Below are 18,045 nucleotides of genomic sequence, written 5' to 3' on the forward strand. Positions count from 1 at the left end.
CTCGACGGCTGACCGCTGATCAGGCGTCAGCGGCCTCCCCGCCCGGGGCCACGGCGCCCAGGAAGGTCATCGGGCGGCTCTGGGTGAAGCCGAGGGCCTTGTAGAGGCGGATCGCGTCCACGTTGTCGCCGGCGGCGTGCAGGAACGGGACCTCGTCGCGGTCGCGGATGCCCGCTGCGACCGCGCGGACCAGGCGGGCGGCCAGGCCCTGGCCGCGGTGGGTGGGGGCGGTGCAGACGGCGCTGATCTCGGTGTGGCCGACCGGGTGCATCCGCTCGCCCGCCATCGCGACCAGGACGCCGTCCTGACGGATGCCCAGGTACCGGCCCAGGGCGATGGTGCGGGCCTCGAACGGGCCGGGCCGGGTGGCCGCCACCAGGGCCAGCATCTCCGGGACGTCCTCGGGGCCCAGCTCCACCGCCTCCGGGTCGTGGGCGTGCGCGAGCCGGTCGCCGACCAGCTGGACGCCGTCGAGCGAGAAGGTCACCCGCCAGTCGGCCGGCGGGGTGATCCCGTTCCCGGCCAGCAGGGCGAAGCCGCCCGGCCCGGTGAGCGCGGCCAGATCGGCCCAGTCCGCCTCGGTCGGGTCGTCCGGGAGGGCGTGGAAGGGGGAGACGTCGGCGGGGTAGCGGGCGGCCCGGCCGCTCCGCTCGGCGAGCCCGGCGTGCGGGCCGAGGAGTGCGGAGTGGGCCGGGTTGGCCAGGGGGTCGGTGTGCGGCATCGCTGATCCGTTCTCGTGGTCCCGGGCAAGTCCTGGGCAAGTCCTGCGGAAAGGGGGAGGGGCCCCACGGCACAGCCGCGGGGCCCCTCCTTCACGCGCTCCTGACGGTGCGTCAGCCCAGCTGGGCCAGCGCCTCGTTGAAGGTCGCGGACGGGCGCATCACGGCCGCGGCCAGCGCGGGCGACGGCTGGTAGTAGCCGCCGATCTCGGCCGGGGCGCCCTGCACCGCGATCAGCTCGGCGACGATGGCCTCCTCCTGCTCCGCCAGGGTCTTGGCGAGGCCGGTGAAGGCGGCGGCGAGCTCGGCGTCGGCGGTCTGCTGCGCCAGCTCCTGGGCCCAGTACAGGCCGAGGTAGAAGTGGCTGCCGCGGTTGTCGATGCCACCGAGGCGGCGGCTCGGCGACTTGTCCTCGTTGAGGAAGGTGCCGGTGGCGCGGTCCAGGGTGTCCGCGAGGACCTGGGCGCGGGCGTTGCCGGTGGTCTGGGCCAGGTGCTCGAAGCTGGCGGCCAGCGCGAAGAACTCGCCCAGGCTGTCCCAGCGCAGGTAGTTCTCCTTGACCAGCTGCTGGACGTGCTTCGGGGCGGAGCCGCCGGCGCCGGTCTCGAACAGGCCGCCGCCGTTCATCAGCGGGACGACCGAGAGCATCTTGGCGCTGGTGCCCAGCTCCAGGATCGGGAACAGGTCGGTCAGGTAGTCGCGCAGCACGTTGCCGGTGACCGAGATGGTGTCCTCGCCGCGGCGGATGCGCTCCAGCGAGTAGGCGGTGGCCTTGACCGGGGAGAGGATCTCGATGGTCAGGCCCTCGGTGTCGTGCTGCGGCAGGTACGCGTTGACCTTGCTGATCAGCACCGCGTCGTGGGCGCGGGTCTCGTCCAGCCAGAAGACGGCCGGGGAGCCGGTGGCGCGGGCGCGGTTGACGGCCAGCTTGACCCAGTCCTGGATCGGGGCGTCCTTGGTCTGGCAGGCGCGGAAGATGTCGCCGGCCTCGACGGCCTGCTCCAGCACGACCTCGCCCGAGGCGTCGACCAGGCGGACGGTGCCCGCGGTGGCGATCTCGAAGGTCTTGTCGTGGCTGCCGTACTCCTCGGCGGCCTGGGCCATCAGGCCGACGTTCGGGACCGAGCCCATGGTGGCCGGGTCGAACGCGCCGTGGGCGCGGCAGTCCTCGATGACGGCCTGGTAGACGCCCGCGTAGGAGCTGTCCGGCAGGACGGCGAGGGTGTCGGCCTCCTGGCCGTCCGGGCCCCACATGTGGCCGGAGGTGCGGATCATGGCCGGCATCGAGGCGTCGACGATGACGTCGGACGGCACGTGCAGGTTGGTGATGCCCTTGTCCGAGTCGACCATCGCCAGGGCCGGGCCGTCGGCGAGCTCGGCCTCGAAGGAGGCCTTGACCTCGGCGCCGTTGGCGAGCTTGTCCAGGCCGTCCAGGATGCCGCCGAGGCCGTTGTTCGGGTTCAGACCGGCCGCGGCCAGGTCGGCGCCGTACTTGGCGAAGGTCTGCGGGAAGAAGGCGCGGACCACGTGGCCGAAGACGATCGGGTCGGAGACCTTCATCATGGTGGCCTTGAGGTGCACCGAGAACAGCACGCCCTGGGCCTTGGCCTCGGCGACCTGGGCGGCGAGGAACTCGCGCAGCGCGGCCACGCGCATGACCGAGGCGTCGACGACCTCGCCGGCCTGGACCGGGACGGACTCGCGCAGCACGGTGGTGGTGCCGTCGGCGGCGACCAGCTCGATCTTGAGCGCGCCGGCCTCGGCGATCACGGTCGACTTCTCGGTGGAGCGGAAGTCGTTGACGCCCATGGTGGCGACGTTGGTCTTGGACTCCGGGGTCCAGGCGCCCATGCGGTGCGGGTGGGCCTTGGCGTAGTTCTTCACCGAGGCGGGGGCGCGGCGGTCGGAGTTGCCCTCACGGAGGACCGGGTTGACCGCGGAGCCCTTGATCTTGTCGTAGCGGGCGCGGACGTCGCGCTCCTCGTCGGTCTGCGGCTCGTCCGGGTAGTCCGGGAGCGCGTAGCCCTGGGCCTGCAGCTCGGCGACGGCCGCCTTGAGCTGCGGGATCGAGGCGGAGACGTTCGGGAGCTTGATGATGTTGGCCTGCGGGGTCTTGGCGAGCTCGCCCAGCTCCGCGAGGGCGTCGCCGATGCGCTGGCCCTCTTCGAGACGCTCCGGGAAGGCGGCGATGATGCGGCCGGCCAGGGAGATGTCACGCGTCTCCACCCGCACGCCCGCGGTCGAGGCGTAGGCCTGGACGATCGGGAGGAACGAGTACGTCGCCAGGGCGGGCGCCTCGTCGGTGTGGGTGTAGATGATGGTCGAGTCAGTCATCGGTACTCCGCTTCACGGCTACAACGTCTCGACATCAAGATATCCCGTGACAGCTCCTTTTTGACAACCAACCTCGCCCAGACTTCTTCCAGTCGGCGGGCGGGGGCGGGAGCGGCCGGGCGCCGGCGGGCGCCTGCGGTGGGGGCCGGGGCGGGGCCGACGGGACGGGGTCGGGCACAGCCGGAGGTTCCCGGCGCTCCTGCGCGAACCCCGGCGGTGCAGGAAGTAAGAGGCCTTCCCGCCCCCGCCGGAGGCTCCCGTGCTCCTGCGTGAACCCCGGCGGTGCCGGAAGCGAGAGGCCCTCCCGCCCCGCCGCTGCTCCCGCCCCGCCGGAGGCGGCCGGCGCTCCTGCGGCCCCGGTGGGATCAGTCGCGGCGGAAGGCGGTGAAGGCGGCGGTCAGGTCCTCCGGGGAGCCGAAGACCTCGAGGTCGGCCGGGGTGCGGCGTTGCCAGAGGAAGAGGAGCAGGTCGGAGGCGGTGCCGCGGACGGCGACGGCGCCCTTGGCGTGTTCGGTGAGGAGCTGCCAGGTGCCGTCCCCGGCCACCCGCAGGGTCCACTCGCCGGGACCGTCGGTGGCGTGCAGGTGGAGGCCGTCGGCGGGGAAGCCGGCCGGCGGGGTCTCGTGGCGGCAGACCGTGAGGAACTCCTCGACGCCGTCGGCGGCGAGCTCGCGCTCGATCGCCTCGTCGCGGCCGAGGGCGTCGAGCGCGTCCCAGGTGTGCACGGCGGTCTCCTGGGCCAACCGCCGCTGGATGAACCCGGCGTCCTTCCGGGTGGACCAGGACCACCGCGGCTCCGCCGGATCGAGCACCTCCACGGTGGCGGCGGCGGCCTCGGCGCCCGCCGCCAGCCAGGCGGGCAGCTCGGCAGGGTCCTCGGGGACGTCGTCCGCGCCGGTCCAGGTGTCGGGGTCGGTGAGGGTGCCGTCGGCGATCCGGGTCCAGAAGCGGTGCACGGTGCCGGTGTGGAACAGCAGGTCGTCGAGGGTCCAGTCGGGGCAGCTGGGGACCGGGGTGGTGAGGTCGGCGTTCGCGGTGGCGTCGGCCATCAGCCCGGCGTGCCGGCGGAGGGCGGACACGTAGTCAGATCTGTTCACAGGGCCGGACTTTAGACCATGCAGATTCATATGAGCTGATGCAATATTGGCTTGAATTCATCCTGGCTGATGCTCTGACGCTGTGTCAGTGTTGCGGCCGCCCCCAGCGTTCGGAGGTCATCCCTCCGCCGGCGGGGCGTACCAGAGGTGCCCGATCGTCACCGAGGAGAAACCGTGAAGCTGAGGACCATGCTCGCCACCGTCGCACTGGGCACGTCCGTGCTCACTGCGGTGCCCGCCGTCGTCTTTCCGAGCATCGCCTCGGCGTCCTACTGCGACGGGTACACCAGTCAGTGCGACGACGACTGGGACATGAGCTCCAACGACCTGGGCGACGAGTACATGCAACAGGTGATCATCGAGGGCCTGTCCGAGATGCCCGAGGTGCCCTCCTCCCTTCCGGTGTGGAACGCGGACTGGGCCAACGCGGGCGGAGGCGGCGGGGACGGTTCGGGGAGGGACTATCCGTCGACGAAGATCGCGGAGGGCACCAAGGAGGAGGTGCGGCAGAACTGCATCAAGAACAACAGCACCACCCCCGTGAAGGAGACCATCAACTCCTCGTACAACGTGACCTACCAGGTGACCGGGAACATCTCGGCCTCGGCCTACTCGATCCTGTCGGCGAGCCTCGGGGTCACCTTCGGCGAGACGACCAGCGTGAGCCACGCGATCGAGGTCACCATCCAGCCCGGCATGAGCTGGGCGATGTACGTGGAGTACCAGAACAACTACTACAAGATCCTCACTCCGAGCGGCCCGGAGTACGCGACGGTCAAGGAGCCCACCGGCGTCGTCCGCTCGGGTCCCTGTCAGTGAGTTCTCCCGTCTCTCCGACGGCGGGCCGGCGGGTGCTCCCCGTCGACCCGCCGCTGGACGCCGAGGCGGTCCCCGCCGGGGACCGCCTGCGGGCGCTGGCCGCGCTCGCCGAGTTGAGCAAGGCCGCCGCCCGCCTCGACAACCCCGACCTCTTCCACCGTCCCCGGTTCCGGACGGCCCTGCACCACCGGCACCTGCACACCACCGACGAGGGCGAGCTGACCGAGGCGATCTCGACCGCCGCCGAGCAGCGGACCAAGGCCGGCCTGCTGGCCGTGCACTCCGTCCGGGAGGAGCTCCGCGAACACCCGGGCCGGCGGCCGTGCTTCGCCCCCGACGCACTCGCCGAACTGCACCGGCTGATCGCCGCCGCCGACCCCAGCATCCCGGGCCGGGGCGGGCTGCGCCGGGGAAACGTCACCGTCACCCGCGCCGACGGCGGGCTCGTCCTCTTCGGCACCGCCCCCGGGGCGGAGCTGAACGAGCAGGTGCAGCGCTGGTACGCGTGGGGCCTGGCCACCACCTCCCCGGCGCTCGACGCCTCGGCGCTCTCCACGATCCGGCTGCTGACGATCCATCCGTTCGCCGACGGCAACGGGCGGATGGTGCGGCTGCTGGCGCAGTGCGACCTGGTGGCCGCCGGGCTGATGCCCGGGCTGCTGCTGGACCTGGAGGGCTGGGTGCACGGCAACCGCCAGGCGGACGACGACGCCTTCGCCGCCGCGGTCGACGGCGACCTGATGGCCTGGGGGGCGACCTTCGCGCGGATGGTCACCGAGACGGCGCACCACCGGATCGCCACCATCAAGGCGTACCGGCGGGTGCTCGACACGGCGATGGACCGGGCCAAGGGCGATCCGGCGGCCCGGGAAGTGCTGGCCCACCTCCGCGCGACCCCCGCCGTCTCGGCCCAGTGGCTGAAGGGCCGCACCACCCGCGACCCGGGCCCCGCCCTGGACCGCCTGACCCGGGCCGGGGTCCTGACCCCGCACCCGCGCCTGCCCGGCGCGCTGTTCCACCCGCGCCTGGTGGCGATCCTGGACGAGCCCTTCACCGCCGGCGTCCGCTGAGTCAGCGGCGCCCTCGGCGGGAGCGGGAGTCGGCGATGGTGCGGATCCGACGGGTCCGGCCGCCCTCGGTGAGCGTGGCGAGGGCGGTGGGGGAGTCGCCGGTCTCCGCGAGGCGCAGCTGGAGCCAGTTGGAGGCGGTGAGCAGCTCCTCGGCCGACCAGGGCTCGTCCAGGGCGACGGTCCGCAGCAGGGCCCACTCCGTCAGGCGGCGGGCGGAGAACTCGTCGACCGCGACGGGCCCGGCCATCTCCTGCTGCCAGGTCGGGAACTGAGGGTCCGTCAGCAGGGCGGCGGCCCGGCGGTCCAGGTACTCGCAGACGGCGCTGTTGGCCATGGCGCGGTCGGGGTCGGCGAGCACCCGGGTGACCAGGGCGGCCGCCTCGGCCGGGGTGACCTCATCGAAGAGCCGCTGGTAGTGGTGGTAGCGGACGTGCTCGTCCGGGTCCTGGGCGGGGTCGTCGTGGGGGCCGGTCATGAGGGACGAGCGTACGTGAACGCACGGCGCCCCCGGCCGGGTGGGCCGGGGGCGCCGTGGCGGTGACGGGCGGTCAGGCGAGCCACGGGAAGCGGCGGACCAGCGGGGTGGCCTTCCAGCGGCGGCCGAGGCCGAGGTGGTCGCCGGCGGCGGTGAGTGCCACGACGATCGCGCCGATGGCGATCATCCAGTGGTCGTCGGTGATCGGATTGGTCGCGGGCTGGAGGGTGACCAGCCACATGAAGGCCATCATCAGGGTGGCCGAGGCGGCGGCGACGCGGGTGCCGATGCCGAACAGGAAGGCCAGGCCGACGCCGAGCAGGCCGGCCATGAACAGCGCGTCCAGCACGGGCGATCCGGCCACCGAGTCGAAGAGGTGGGCGAACGGGCCCTGCGTCCCGTGCAGCAGGAACCCCTCGGTCGGCGAGCCGCCGTTGACCACGGCGGCGGCCGACTTGGTCGCGAACCCGAGGCCGAACATCTTGTCCAGGAACGGCCACAGGAAGGTCCAGGCGATCAGGATCCGCAGCGCCACCAGCGCCCCCCGCGCGGCCCGCGAACGGACGATCACCCCGTCGTCCGGCGAGCCGGTCGGACGCACCTCGCCGGTACGGACGGGACGGTTCAGGACGGCGGCCATCGGAATGCACCCCTTCGGTAGGACTCTTCGCATCGCTTGTGAATGCATTCACAACCTATCCCGCCTTTACCCGCCCTTGACGGGGACGAGGTCCCGGAACGCCCGGGCCCTTGGTCACCTCCTCGGGGCGGGCGGCATGACGCATGACCAGAACCGTCCGCGGACAGCTGCCGCCCTGCCGAAGGGCGTTCGGATCAGGCCCGTAGGCTGCGGGCATGCGTGATTTCGTGGCGGGGATGGGCTATCTGGTCAAGGGCCAGAAGTGGGTGGCGCGGCACGGGCGGTGGTGGGGGTTCGGGATGATCCCGGCGCTGATCGCCCTGGTGGGGTACGTGGCGGCGCTGGTGGTGCTGGGGGTGTACGCGGACGACGTCGCGGAGTGGGCGACGCCGTTCGCGGACGGGTGGGGTTCGCCGTGGCAGGGGCTGGTGCGCGGGGCGGTGCAGGTGGCGGTGCTCGGGGGCGGGTTCGCGCTGTCGGTGGTGACGTTCACGGCGGTGACGCTGCTGATCGGGCAGCCGTTCTACGAGTCGCTGTGCGAGAAGGTGGACGAGACCGAGGGCGGGGCGCCGGCGCGTCAGGACCTTTCGCTGTGGCGGGAGTTGGTGGTCTCGGCGCGGGACAGCCTGTACGTGCTGCTGCGGGTGCTGGGCTTCGGGGTGCTGCTGTTCGCCGCGGGGTTCGTCCCGGTGGTGGGGCAGACGGTGGTGCCGGTGCTCGGGATCCTCGTCTCGGGGTACTTCATGGCGGCCGAGCTCTCGGCCGTGGCGCTGCAGCGGCGCGGGGTGGACCAGCCGGAGCGGCTGCGGCTGCTGCGCGGGCGGCTGGGGCTGGCGCTGGGCTTCGGGGCGCCGTTGATGGTGCTCTTCCTGGTGCCGTTCGTGACGGTGCTGGCGATGCCCGGCGCGGTGGCCGGTGCGACCCTGCTGGCCCGTGACCTGGTGCCGGTGGAGGACGAGACGGAGGACGAGACGGAAGACGATGAGTAGGTAAATAGGACAAAGCTAGTGGAATTTGACATTCCGCCAGAAGCTGCACGATAACTGCCCGCATGAGGGCAACGGTGGACACCGGTCAGCGTCAGCACACCCCGGGCGGGATCGATCTCGCCGACCCGGAGTTCTGGCGGCTCCCGCTGTCCGAACGGGCCGCCGCGTTCGCCCGGCTGCGCGCGCTGGACGGCCCGCTGCACTTCACCGACCTGCGCACCGGCCGCGGCTTCCACGCCCTGGTCCGGCACGCCGACGTGGTCGCCGCCAGCCGTACCCCGGAGGTGTTCGTCAGCGGTCCCGGCGTCACCACCCCCGAGCCGGCCCGCTGGGTGCGGACGGTGTTCGGCGACTCGATGGTGAACCTGGACGACCCGCGCCACGCGGACCTGCGGCGGATCGTCTCGCGGGCCTTCACGCCGCGGCTGGTCTCCAAGGTCGAGGAGGACATCCGCGCGGTGGCGGGGGAGTTGGTGGAGGGCCTGGCGGCCGAGCGGCCCGCCGACTTCGTCGGTGCGGTGGCCGCCCAGCTCCCCTATCGGGTGATCTGCAACATGATGGGGGTGCCGGAGCGCCAGCGGAACCGCATCCTGGCGATGGTCAACGACGCCTCCGAGAACACCGGCGTGGCCCGCAGCCGGCTGCGCGTCCCGGGCCGCGGGCTGATGGCGCTGGCCCGGATGCAGGGCATCATCGCCGCGCTCGGCCGGGAGCGCCGCCGCCGCCCCACCGGGGACCTGATCTCCGCCCTGGTCACCGCCGACGTGGACGGGCGGCGCCTCAACTCCCGTGAGCTGGGCGCCTTCTTCTCCCTGCTGCTGGTCGCCGGGGTGGAGACCACCCGCAACGCGCTGGCCCACGGGCTGCACCTGCTCTCCACCCACCCCGAGCAGCGCGAGCTGCTGACGGCCGACCTGGACGGGCGGATCGGCGGCGCGGTGGAGGAGATGGTCCGCCACTCCACCCCGATCATCCAGTTCCGCCGCACCGTGGCCGTCGACCACGAGCTGAACGGCACCCGGTTCGCCGCCGGCGACAAGGTGGTGCTCTTCTTCGGCTCGGCCAACCGGGACGAGGCGGTCTTCACCGACCCGGACGCCTTCGACATCACCCGCTCGCCCAACCCGCACCTGGGCTTCGGCGGCGGCGGCCCGCATTTCTGCCTCGGCGCGTACCTGGCCCGGCAGGAGATGAAGGTGCTCTTCCGCGAGCTGCTCACCCGGCTGCCCGAGATCCGCTCGGTCGGCGAGCCGACCCTGGTGCACTCCAACTTCGACAACCGGGTGAAGTCGCTGCGCCTCGCCTACTGAGACCGGGCAAGCGGCGGGACGTACGGTTCGGCGCGGCGGATTGTCCGTTCCGGCGGGCTGTCCGGACCGCCGCCCGGGCCTAGCGTTCCGGGCCATGAACGAGTGGCTGATACACGACTACCGCGAGGACGACCTGGCGGCCGTGGTGCACCTGATCGACACCACCGCCGGCCTCGGCCAGGAGTCGGTCTTCTCGCTGGCCGAGTGCATCTCGGCGCTGACCGACCGTCAGCCCGCCGTGGTGGCGGTCCGCCGGGGCGAGCCGATCGGGGCGGCGCTGGCCCACCTGGCGGGGGACCGGGCCTGGGTGATGCGGATCGCCATCGCCCCCGGCTGGCGCGGCCGGGGCCTGGCCAGCGCGCTGCTGCGGGAGCTGGAGCGGCGGCTGCTGGAGCGCCGGGTCCGCCGGATCGCCTACGTGCTCCCCGAGGAGGAGCAGCTCGGCGAGGGGCTGCACAACGCCGGGTACACCCGCCGCCCGGCGGTGGCGTACTTCGAGAAGGACGAGCCGCAGGCCGGCCCGGGCGGCGGGCTGTTGGACGAGCTCGGCGGGCGGCTGCTGCCGGGCGACCTGTGGGAGCGGGTGGCCGGGATGGGCACCGAGAAGGACCTGATCGAGCGTCGGGTGGTGCAGCCGCTGGCCGAACCGGAGCGGGCCGCCCGGCACGGGGTGCGGCCGCCACGGGCGATCGCGCTGTTCGGCCCGCCCGGCACCGGCAAGACCACCTTCGCCCGGGCGGTGGCCTCACGGCTCGGCTGGCCCTTCGTCGAGCTGCTGCCCTCCCGGCTGGCCGACGGGGGCAACCTGGCCGCCGCGCTGCGCACCGCCTTCGGGCGGATCGCCGAACTGGAGCGGGTGCTGGTCTTCGTCGACGAGGTGGAGGAGATCGCGCCGGTCCGGGGCGAGGCGGTGGACTCCGCACTGCACGGGGTCACCAACGAGCTGCTCAAGCTGATCCCGGGCTTCCGTGAGGGCGAGGAGCGGCTGCTGGTCTGCGCCACCAACTCGATCCGCTCGATCGACCCGGCCTTCCTGCGTCACGGCCGGTTCGACTACCTGATCCCGATCGGCACGCCGGACGCGGTGGCCCGGCACGCCATCTGGTCCCGCTACACGGCCGGCCGCGAGGGCGTCGACCTGGACCTGCTGGTCGAGCGGAGCGCGCTCTTCACCCCGGCCGACATCGAGCACGCCGCCCGGGCGGCGGCCCAGACGGCGTTCGAGCGGGACACCGGCGAGGACCCCTCGGCGACGGCCGGCGCCACCACCGCCGACTACCTGGCGGCGATCGCCCAGTGCCGCCCGACCGTCACCCCGGAGCTGGTCGCCGACTTCGAGGCGGACATCACCACCCACGCCCGGCTCTAGGCCCGTGGATGCGCCGGGGCTTCGGGCCGCCGGCGCATCCGGTTCGGCTAGGAGCAGGCAAGGACCTGCCAGTCGCGGTCGGCGTACGAGAACAGGAAGTACGCGTACCCACCAGGGGGTGCGCTCTGGCACTGGCTGGTCCGGCCGGGGGCCGGTAGGTAGACCTTGAAGCTGTGCGTGGAACTGCAGCGGTTCTGGACCGTGTAGATGACGTCCGCCGGGCCGCTGCCTCCGCTCACCCCGGCGCGGACACCGCAGAATCCGGGGTCCGCGGATGCCGTGGTGGCCGGGCCGGCCACCGTGAGGGAGAGGGCGAGTGCTGCGATGCTCATGCCTGCGGCGGCGAACCTGCGGCTGGTGTTCAGCATGAACGGACCTCCCACGAGGTGGAGCTGCCCGCGTAGACGTAGGTGCGGTCCCCGTACGGGTCGATGCTCTCGCAGAACGTCGACCGGCCGCTCTCCGGGATGTACACCTTGAAGTTGTGGGCGGTGCCGCACTTGTTGTGCACGCGGTAGGCGAAGTACGGGACGTCACCGCCGTTGATCGGGGTCGGCCCGGCCACCCTGACCCCGCAGAAGCCGGGGTCGGCCGACGCCGTGGTTGCGGGGGCCAGCACGAGGAGTGGTGACGCCAGTGCGGCCGCCAGCAGTGCCTTTCCCAGGCGCTTTCCGAGAGTGGCGGAAGAGGTTCTCATGGCGCTCCCACATGTTCACTGGTGACCGAGAGTGATGCTTCGTGTGCGATGCGGGAATCCTTGCACGGCCGGACATCGGAGAGCACCCGTCGTTCGGCGGGGGTCGGAGGCGCCGGCCGTCAGGCCGGGTGGGCGCCCACGGCGTCGCGGATCTGCTCGCCGAGGCCGCCGTCGCGGCGGGCGCAGTTGGCGCAGCAGAAGAACTTGCCGGAGACCTCGACGCCGTGGCCGACGATCCGCACCTGGCAGTACTCGCAGCGGGGCGCCAGCTTCTCCATCGCGCACTCGAAGCTGTCGAAGGTGTAGCTGTCTCCGGTGATCGTCCTGATCTCGAAGGCCAGCCAGTAGTCGTTGCCGCAGACCACGCAGACTGCCATGGGATTGCTCCGTCTCCGATGGGGAAGGCGCCCGGCCGGGCTCGGCCGCGCGCTTCCACTGTCGAACCGGGCACCAGGGGCGGCAAGCTCGGGCGGCCGAACGGAGAATGGAGGGGTTACCGGAGGTGGTGGCGATGATCGTCCGGATCTGGGAGGCGCAGGTGGTCCCGCGCCGCAGGGACGAGTTCTGCACCAGGCTGACCGAGGTGGTGATCCCGGCGCTGGACGGGACCGACGGATTCGAGGGGGCCGAGCTGATGCGGTCGGTCTCCGAGCTGGACCACCGGGTGCTGGTGGTGACGCGCTGGCGGGACGAGGCGGCGCTGCGGGCCTACGCGGGGACGATGTGGCGGATCAGGCCGGTCTGGGCGGAGGGGGAGTTCGGCTTCCTGGAGCACCCGCCGTCCGTGTCGCACTTCGAACACCTGCCGCTGGCCGCCGAGTTGACGGCCCAGCAGCGGTGAGGAGCTAAGCAGTCGCCCCCTCGGACAGTTCCTCGGGCGGCCCCTCAGTCAGTTCCTCGGACGGCCCCTCGGGCGGGACGGGCGGCGCCGGGCTGAGCCGGGCCAGGCCGCTGCGGGTCGCGGCGACCAGCACCCGGTCGCCGGCCTGCAACCGGTGGCCGCGGTCGGCGAAGTTCCAGAACACCACCCCGGGCCGGCGGGCCAGCCGGACCGCGACCACCCGGACCCCGCCGGCCTCCTCCAGCTCCCAGACCGTCCGCCCGAGCAGGCTGGAGCCCACCCCGTTCTCGCCGCTCTCGGCGGTCAGCTCGGCGAGCAGCAGCACGTGCCGGAAGACCGAGAGGGTGCCGACCACCTCACGCCCCATCAGGGCGGCGGCGAAGCCGGGGGCGGAGAGGTAGGAGACGGAGCGGGAGACCACGTTCCCGAGGGTGGCGTAGACGTGGTGGGCGAACTCGTCGTCGAAGAGCCGGACCACGATGCGGATCTCGGGGTGGATCGCCCGGGCCTCCAGGGCCGCCTCCAGGTTGGCGGCGTCGTCCCTGGTCACCGAGACCACCGCCCGGGCGTGCTGGACCCGGGCCCGGCGCAGCTGCCCGTCCAACGGGGCGTCACCGAGCAGCACCGGCACGCCGAGCGCCCGCATCGCGGCCACGCCCTGGGACTGCGGGTCGCGCTCCACGCAGACCACCGGCACCCCGGTCTCCCGGAGCATCCCGGCCACCCGGGTGCCCAGGTTGTTCAGCCCGACCACCACCACGTGGTCGCGCAGCCCGGCCCCGGGACTGCGGGGCAGGCCGCGCCGGCCGGTGGCCAGGGCCTCCACCGCGATGGCGGTGGCCAGGGGTGCGAAGGTGATGCCGCAGAAGGTGACGATCACCTGGGCGGCCCGGGCCCAGGGGCCGCTGCCGTCGCCGGGGGAGTCGCCCGGCCGGTCGGGGTTGGCGGCCCCGGCCACGTCCAGCAGGGTGTAGTAGAGGGCCCAGCCGAGGTGGCCGGTGGACCACCAGATCACCGCCCCGCCGAGCAGTACCGCCCCCAGCGCCACGGTGAGCAGCAGCCGCAGCCGGGCGCTGGTGAAGAACCGCAGGGCGTCCAGCACCCGCCAGCGCAGCCTGCGCCACCAGGGGGTGCGCTGCCGCGGCGGGGTGTTGAGCGCCTGGAGCGCGGCGATCCCGCCGGGCTCGCGCTCGGCCCGCTCGGGCGGCGGCCCGCCCTGGCCCTCGTCGCCGAAGCGGCGGGCCAGCTCGATGAACTCGGCGGCCCGTCCGGCGGTGTCGGGAAGCAGCCGCAGCCGGCTCAGGTCCTGCGGGTCGATCCGGTCGGCGACCACGGTGAGCTGGTTCTCGTGGATCTCCTCGTCGTACGCGACGTAGAGGTAACGGCCGTTGACCTGGACCGAGTTGGGCCGCTCCAGGGCGCCGTCGGCGAAGGCCGGGGCGGCGGTGGCGGAGCCGGAGAGCGAGGTGCAGTTGGGCAGCAGCCGTTCGATGTGCTGGCCGAGCCGCTGGTTGTACATCCGCAGCACGATCCGGATCCCGGGGTTGAGACCCTCGGCGGCCATCGCGGCGTGGATGTTGCCCTGGTCGGTGCCGTCCACCAGGGCGATCCCGTTGGCGTCCGCCACCCCGCAGGCGCGCAGCGTCTCGGCCGAGATGGCGGCGTACTCGTGCACCGCGGCCAGCCCGGGGATCTGGCTGATCCGCGGTCCGTGGTCCTTCGTCAGGTCCGGGACCAGCGCGACCACCGGGACGTCGTAGTGCTCGATCAGCTCGCGGATCAGACGGTGGGCGAGCGCGTTGCCGCCGCACACCAGGTAGTGACTCAACCGGCCCCCCGACCTCGTCCCGCTCCGGCCCAGTGGTGCGGCCCCCGACCCGATCATAACCAGCGAGGTGTCCGCCGGATGGCGGTCCGATGGCCGTCCCCCGAACGGCCGTTCCCGTACGGCGCACCACCGGGGGGAGCGGCAGAGTGGGGACGATCGACACCACTGCCCGTCAGGAGCCGCGCCGTGAACGAGGTCTACCGCCCCACCCCGATCCCCGACGAGGAGCACCCCGGCTTCGAGGGCCCGATCCAGCGGCTGGCCAAGATGGCCTGGCAGGTGCTGCTCGCCGCGGGCGTCGTCTCGCTGGCGCTCGGTGTGATCGTCTTCGTCTGGCCCAAGCAGACCCTGTGGGTGGTGGGGGTGCTGTTCGGGCTCTACCTGGTGGTGATCGGCGTGGTGCAGCTGGTCGCCGCCTTCGGCACGCACGCCACCACGGCGCTGCGGGTGCTGGCGTTCGTCAGCGGGGCGCTCTGCCTGCTGCTGGGGCTGCTCTGCTTCCGCAGCGCGGTGCAGTCGCTGGCGCTGCTGGGGATCTGGATCGGGATCGGCTGGCTGTTCCGCGGCATCACCCAGCTCGCGGCCACCGCCTCCGACCCCCGGATGCCGGCCCGCGGCTGGCAGGTCTTCGGCGGGGTGCTCAACACCCTGGCGGGCGTGCTGCTGATGGTCTGGCCGGTGCACTCGGTGGCGGCCCTGACCGTGCTGGCGGGGGTGTGGCTGCTGGTGCTCGGCCTGATGGAGATCGTCACCGCGCTCCAGGTCCGCCGCCGCTCCAAGGAGATCCCGGCGGGCGTCTGAGGGCGTCGGACCAACGGGACCCCCGGCCGGCCCGGCCGGGGGTCCCGCGCGGTCAGCGGTTCTCGAAGGACGGCTTGCGCTTCTCGGCGAAGGCGGCCATCCCCTCCTTCTGGTCCGCGGTGGCGAACAGGGCGTGGAACAGGCGGCGTTCGAAGCGCACGCCCTCGGCGAGGGTGGTCTCGAAGACCCGGTTCACGCTCTCCTTCATCATCACGGAGGCGGTGGTGGACATCGCCGCGATCGTCTCGGCGGTGGCCAGCGCCTCGGTGAGCAGGTCGGCGGCCGGAACGATCCGGGCCACCAGCCCGGCCCGCTCGGCCTCCTCGGCGCCCATCATCCGGCCGGTGAGGCAGAGGTCCATCGCCTTGGCCTTGCCGATCGCCCGGGTGAGCCGCTGCGAGCCGCCGATGCCGGGGATGACACCGAGCTTGATCTCCGGCTGGCCGAACTTCGCGGTGTCGGCCGCGATCAGGACGTCACAGAGCATCGCCAACTCGCAGCCGCCGCCCAGCGCGTAGCCCGCGACGGCGGCGATCACCGGCTTGCGCAGCCGGCCCAGCTCGTCCCAGGGGCCCAGCCAGTCCTCCAGGTAGACCGCGGGGAACGCGTTGCCCTGCATCTCCTTGATGTCCGCCCCGGCGGCGAAGGCCTTCTCCGAGCCGGTGATCACGGTGCAGCCGATCTCCGGGTCCCGGTCGAAGGCGGTGGCGGCGGCCACCACCTCCCGCATCAGCTGGTTGTTCAGCGCGTTCAGCGCCTCTGGGCGGTTGAGCGTGATCAGCCCGACCCGCCCCTTCTGCTCCACCAGGATCGTCTGGTACTCGGTCATCCTCGTTGACTCCCTCGGTACGCCTGCGGGTCTCCGGGGACAACCATCCCGAAGAAGGGCGCCGCACACCAGTCTCGCGATCCGAGACGATGATCACGTGTCAGGCGGGCGGTTCAGCGCAGCAGGGTGGCCAGCGGACGGGCCGTCACCTGCGCGGCCGGCCGGGAGACGTACAGCGCCGCGTGGTACCAGCCCTCCTCCTCCAGCCCGGCCGGGTCCAGGCCCGCCTCCACCGCCGCCCGCAGCGCCCCCGCCCGCTCCTCGGGCCCGGTGAAGCGGCGCTGCGGGAAGGTCCCGGCGGCCCGTTCGGTGACCAGGCCGTACTCCGCCAGCACCTCGGCCACCGGCCCGTACGGCACCGCCCGCAGGGCGAAGGCCGCCACCCAGGGCGGGGAGGCGGTGCAGGCCAGCAGGTGGTCGAAGCTGCGCTCGGAGACGTAGCCGATGCCGCCGGTCACCGTCACCAGACCGACGTCGGCCAGCAGCGCGCGCAGCGCGGGGGAGGGTGCGGCCCGCTCCAGGTTCTCCGCGAAGGCGGCGTCCAGCAGCCCGGCCCGCCGGGCGTGGTCGACCGGGCCGGTGGCCACGTCCACGCCGATCACCGGCACCGCCTCGGGCCGCCGCCGGGCGGCGTAGAACTGCCGGTCCCGCAGGGTGAGTTCCTCGGCCGAGAGGGAGTCCAGGGCCGGGTCGGTGTAGCGGTGGTAGAGCTCGGCCAGGGTCAGCTGGTGGTTGAGCAGCGCCGCGTTCACCCCGTACGAGCAGCACAGGTCCACCACCGCCCGGGGCGCCCGGGCGGCGGTCAGCAGCCGGAAGACCCGCTGGGCGTGGTGCGGCGTCAGGTACTCGTACGGGGCCAGCGCCCGGAAGTACCCGCGCGGGTCCGGCCCCGCGTACGCGGCGGCGAAGTCGGCCTTGCCCGGCATCGCGTGACCCGAACTCATGCGGCGGCCTCCCCGGCGGGACGGGACGTGTACACACCCCCAGTCAAGACCGGGCCGCCGCCCGGCGCAACGCACCGCTGCGCCGGGCGGGCGCGCCGGTGCCGTCAGCCGGCCAGGCCGAGCTCGTCGCCGGGGCGCGGGGCGAAGAAGGCGTCGACCTGAGCGTCCGTCACCCCGTCGAGGGTGGCGGGGCTCCACCGCGGGTTGCGGTCCTTGTCGACCACCTGGGCGCGGATGCCCTCGACCAGGTCGGGGGTGGTGAGGGCGGTGCAGGAGATCCGGTACTCCTGGTCGAGGGTCTCGGCCAGCGAGTGGTGGGCGCGGGCGCGGCGCAGGGCGGCCAGGGTGACCTTGAGCATGGTGGGGGACTTGGCCCGGATCTGCTCGGCCGCCTCCTTGGCCTCGGCGGTGCCCTCGGCGTCCAGGCGCTCCAGCACCTCCTCCACCGTGCCGGCGGCGTAGCAGCGGTCGATCCACTCGCGCTGGGCGGCCAGTTCTGCGGCCGGGGCCTCGGCGGCGTGGGCGGCCAGCGCCTCGGCGGGGGTGACCTCGGCGAGGGCGGCGGTGAAGGAGGAGAGCGCCGCGCCCGGTACGAAGTGGTCGGCGAAGCCGAGGAGCAGGGCGTCGCCGGGGCCCATGGTGGCGGCGGTGAGGGCCAGGTGGGTGCCGAGCTCGCCGGGGGCGCGGGCCAGCAGCAGGCTGCCGCCGACGTCCGGCACCAGGCCGATCCTGGTCTCCGGCATGGCCACCGTGGTGCGCTCGCTGACCACCCGGACGCTGCCGTGCACGGAGAGGCCGACCCCGCCGCCCATGGTGATCCCGTCCATCACCGCCACGTAGGGCTTGGGGTAACGGGAGATCAGGTGGTTGGTCAGGTACTCGTCCCGGAAGAAGGCCCGGGCCCCGGCGCCGCCGAGCTTGGCGTCGTCGTGCAGCGCGCGGATGTCCGCACCGGCGCACAGCCCGCGGTCGCCCGCCCCGGTCAGCACCACGGTCTCCACCGCGTCGTCCTGGGCCCACTCGGTCAGCCTGTCGCGGACCGCGAGCAGCATCCCGTGCGTGAGCGCGTTGAGCGCCCGGGGCCGGTTCAGCATGATCCGCCCGGCCCGGCCGTCCCGGGCCATCAGCACATCCGTCGTCGTCGCCATGTGGAGCGCACTCTCCGTTCGTCGTCGTTCCGGTCGCCCTTGGGGCCGTCCTGCCGCTCAGGCCGGGGCCGCGGCGTCTGGGCACGCACCTCGCCGGCTTCTCGTCGGTCGCCGATGCTCCGCATGGACTCCCTC

The 18,045-nt window shown here is 73.0% G+C and carries 19 protein-coding genes; 7 read left to right on the forward strand and 12 right to left on the reverse strand.

Features of this window, described 5'->3' with window-relative positions; translation table 11 throughout:
- Positions 1-19: 19 nt before the first annotated feature.
- From ACWEPF_RS06440 to ACWEPF_RS06450, 3 genes are all read right to left on the reverse strand, one after another.
- On the reverse strand, positions 20-721 hold the full coding sequence (locus ACWEPF_RS06440) for a GNAT family N-acetyltransferase (protein ID WP_452171656.1): 702 nt from the start codon (positions 719-721) through the stop codon (positions 20-22).
- Between the two features lie 112 nt (positions 722-833).
- The gene (locus ACWEPF_RS06445) at positions 834-3,053 is read right to left on the reverse strand and encodes an NADP-dependent isocitrate dehydrogenase (protein ID WP_452171657.1); all 2,220 of its coding nucleotides are present in this window, start codon (positions 3,051-3,053) and stop codon (positions 834-836) included.
- A gap of 365 nt (positions 3,054-3,418) precedes the next feature.
- Positions 3,419-4,150: a maleylpyruvate isomerase family mycothiol-dependent enzyme gene (locus ACWEPF_RS06450; protein ID WP_345279325.1), complete on the reverse strand. Its 732-nt coding sequence runs from the start codon at positions 4,148-4,150 to the stop codon at positions 3,419-3,421.
- Between the two features lie 174 nt (positions 4,151-4,324).
- On the opposite strand from ACWEPF_RS06450, the gene ACWEPF_RS06455 reads away from it, so the two are divergent.
- Together ACWEPF_RS06455 and ACWEPF_RS06460 are read left to right on the forward strand one after the other, a co-directional pair.
- On the forward strand, positions 4,325-4,969 hold the full coding sequence (locus ACWEPF_RS06455; RefSeq protein WP_452171658.1) for a DUF6426 family protein: 645 nt from the start codon (positions 4,325-4,327) through the stop codon (positions 4,967-4,969).
- Positions 4,966-6,039 carry a Fic family protein gene (locus ACWEPF_RS06460; protein ID WP_452171659.1) on the forward strand — a complete coding sequence of 358 codons (1,074 nt, stop codon included), beginning with the start codon at positions 4,966-4,968 and terminating at the stop codon, positions 6,037-6,039. Before ACWEPF_RS06455 ends, ACWEPF_RS06460 begins: the two co-directional genes overlap by 4 nt.
- Before the next feature lies 1 nt (position 6,040).
- On the opposite strand, the gene ACWEPF_RS06465 is transcribed toward ACWEPF_RS06460, so the two are convergent.
- Positions 6,041-6,514, reverse strand: coding sequence for a hypothetical protein (locus ACWEPF_RS06465; protein WP_452171660.1), 474 nt, complete (start codon positions 6,512-6,514; stop codon positions 6,041-6,043).
- A gap of 73 nt (positions 6,515-6,587) precedes the next feature.
- Complete coding sequence (locus ACWEPF_RS06470; protein WP_452171661.1) at positions 6,588-7,154, reverse strand: hypothetical protein; 567 nt, start codon at positions 7,152-7,154, stop codon at positions 6,588-6,590.
- A gap of 215 nt (positions 7,155-7,369) precedes the next feature.
- On the opposite strand from ACWEPF_RS06470, the gene ACWEPF_RS06475 reads away from it, so the two are divergent.
- From ACWEPF_RS06475 to ACWEPF_RS06485, 3 genes are all read left to right on the forward strand, one after another.
- The gene (locus ACWEPF_RS06475; RefSeq protein WP_452171662.1) at positions 7,370-8,143 is read left to right on the forward strand and encodes an EI24 domain-containing protein; all 774 of its coding nucleotides are present in this window, start codon (positions 7,370-7,372) and stop codon (positions 8,141-8,143) included.
- 62 nt (positions 8,144-8,205) lie between these two features.
- Positions 8,206-9,453: a cytochrome P450 gene (locus tag ACWEPF_RS06480; RefSeq protein WP_380150536.1), complete on the forward strand. Its 1,248-nt coding sequence runs from the start codon at positions 8,206-8,208 to the stop codon at positions 9,451-9,453.
- 94 nt (positions 9,454-9,547) lie between these two features.
- Complete coding sequence (locus ACWEPF_RS06485) at positions 9,548-10,822, forward strand: ATP-binding protein (RefSeq protein WP_452171663.1); 1,275 nt, start codon at positions 9,548-9,550, stop codon at positions 10,820-10,822.
- 47 nt (positions 10,823-10,869) lie between these two features.
- Here the strand turns inward: ACWEPF_RS06485 and ACWEPF_RS06490 are convergent, their stop codons facing one another.
- The 3 genes from ACWEPF_RS06490 to ACWEPF_RS06500 all read right to left on the reverse strand — a co-directional run bounded on the left by ACWEPF_RS06490 (position 10,870) and on the right by ACWEPF_RS06500 (position 11,896).
- A complete protein-coding gene (locus ACWEPF_RS06490; protein WP_449794582.1) occupies positions 10,870-11,190 on the reverse strand; it encodes a hypothetical protein in 321 nt (106 codons plus the stop codon).
- Positions 11,184-11,519 carry a hypothetical protein gene (locus ACWEPF_RS06495; RefSeq protein WP_452171664.1) on the reverse strand — a complete coding sequence of 112 codons (336 nt, stop codon included), beginning with the start codon at positions 11,517-11,519 and terminating at the stop codon, positions 11,184-11,186. Before ACWEPF_RS06495 ends, ACWEPF_RS06490 begins: the two co-directional genes overlap by 7 nt.
- Before the next feature lie 119 nt (positions 11,520-11,638).
- Positions 11,639-11,896, reverse strand: a complete 258-nt coding sequence (locus ACWEPF_RS06500; protein WP_345279311.1) for a Prokaryotic metallothionein — start codon at positions 11,894-11,896, stop codon at positions 11,639-11,641.
- Between the two features lie 134 nt (positions 11,897-12,030).
- On the opposite strand from ACWEPF_RS06500, the gene ACWEPF_RS06505 reads away from it, so the two are divergent.
- Positions 12,031-12,360 carry an antibiotic biosynthesis monooxygenase family protein gene (locus ACWEPF_RS06505; protein ID WP_345279309.1) on the forward strand — a complete coding sequence of 110 codons (330 nt, stop codon included), beginning with the start codon at positions 12,031-12,033 and terminating at the stop codon, positions 12,358-12,360.
- 4 nt (positions 12,361-12,364) lie between these two features.
- On the opposite strand, the gene ACWEPF_RS06510 is transcribed toward ACWEPF_RS06505, so the two are convergent.
- Entirely contained in the window at positions 12,365-14,188 is a 1,824-nt protein-coding gene (locus tag ACWEPF_RS06510) for an NAD-binding protein (protein WP_452171665.1), read from the reverse strand.
- Positions 14,189-14,374: 186 nt separating this feature from the next.
- Here ACWEPF_RS06510 and ACWEPF_RS06515 point away from each other — a divergent pair, with 186 nt between their 5' ends.
- Positions 14,375-14,989: an HdeD family acid-resistance protein gene (locus ACWEPF_RS06515; protein WP_452171666.1), complete on the forward strand. Its 615-nt coding sequence runs from the start codon at positions 14,375-14,377 to the stop codon at positions 14,987-14,989.
- A 52-nt stretch (positions 14,990-15,041) separates the two neighbouring features.
- Here ACWEPF_RS06515 and ACWEPF_RS06520 read toward each other — a convergent pair whose 3' ends face one another.
- The 3 genes from ACWEPF_RS06520 to ACWEPF_RS06530 all read right to left on the reverse strand — a co-directional run bounded on the left by ACWEPF_RS06520 (position 15,042) and on the right by ACWEPF_RS06530 (position 17,910).
- Entirely contained in the window at positions 15,042-15,818 is a 777-nt protein-coding gene (locus tag ACWEPF_RS06520; RefSeq protein ID WP_345279301.1) for an enoyl-CoA hydratase, read from the reverse strand.
- A 113-nt stretch (positions 15,819-15,931) separates the two neighbouring features.
- Complete coding sequence (locus ACWEPF_RS06525) at positions 15,932-16,762, reverse strand: hypothetical protein (protein WP_452171667.1); 831 nt, start codon at positions 16,760-16,762, stop codon at positions 15,932-15,934.
- A gap of 104 nt (positions 16,763-16,866) precedes the next feature.
- Positions 16,867-17,910, reverse strand: a complete 1,044-nt coding sequence (locus ACWEPF_RS06530; protein ID WP_452171668.1) for an enoyl-CoA hydratase/isomerase family protein — start codon at positions 17,908-17,910, stop codon at positions 16,867-16,869.
- Between the last annotated feature and the right edge of the window lie 135 nt (positions 17,911-18,045).

This window comes from Kitasatospora sp. NPDC004289 (assembly GCF_053602875.1).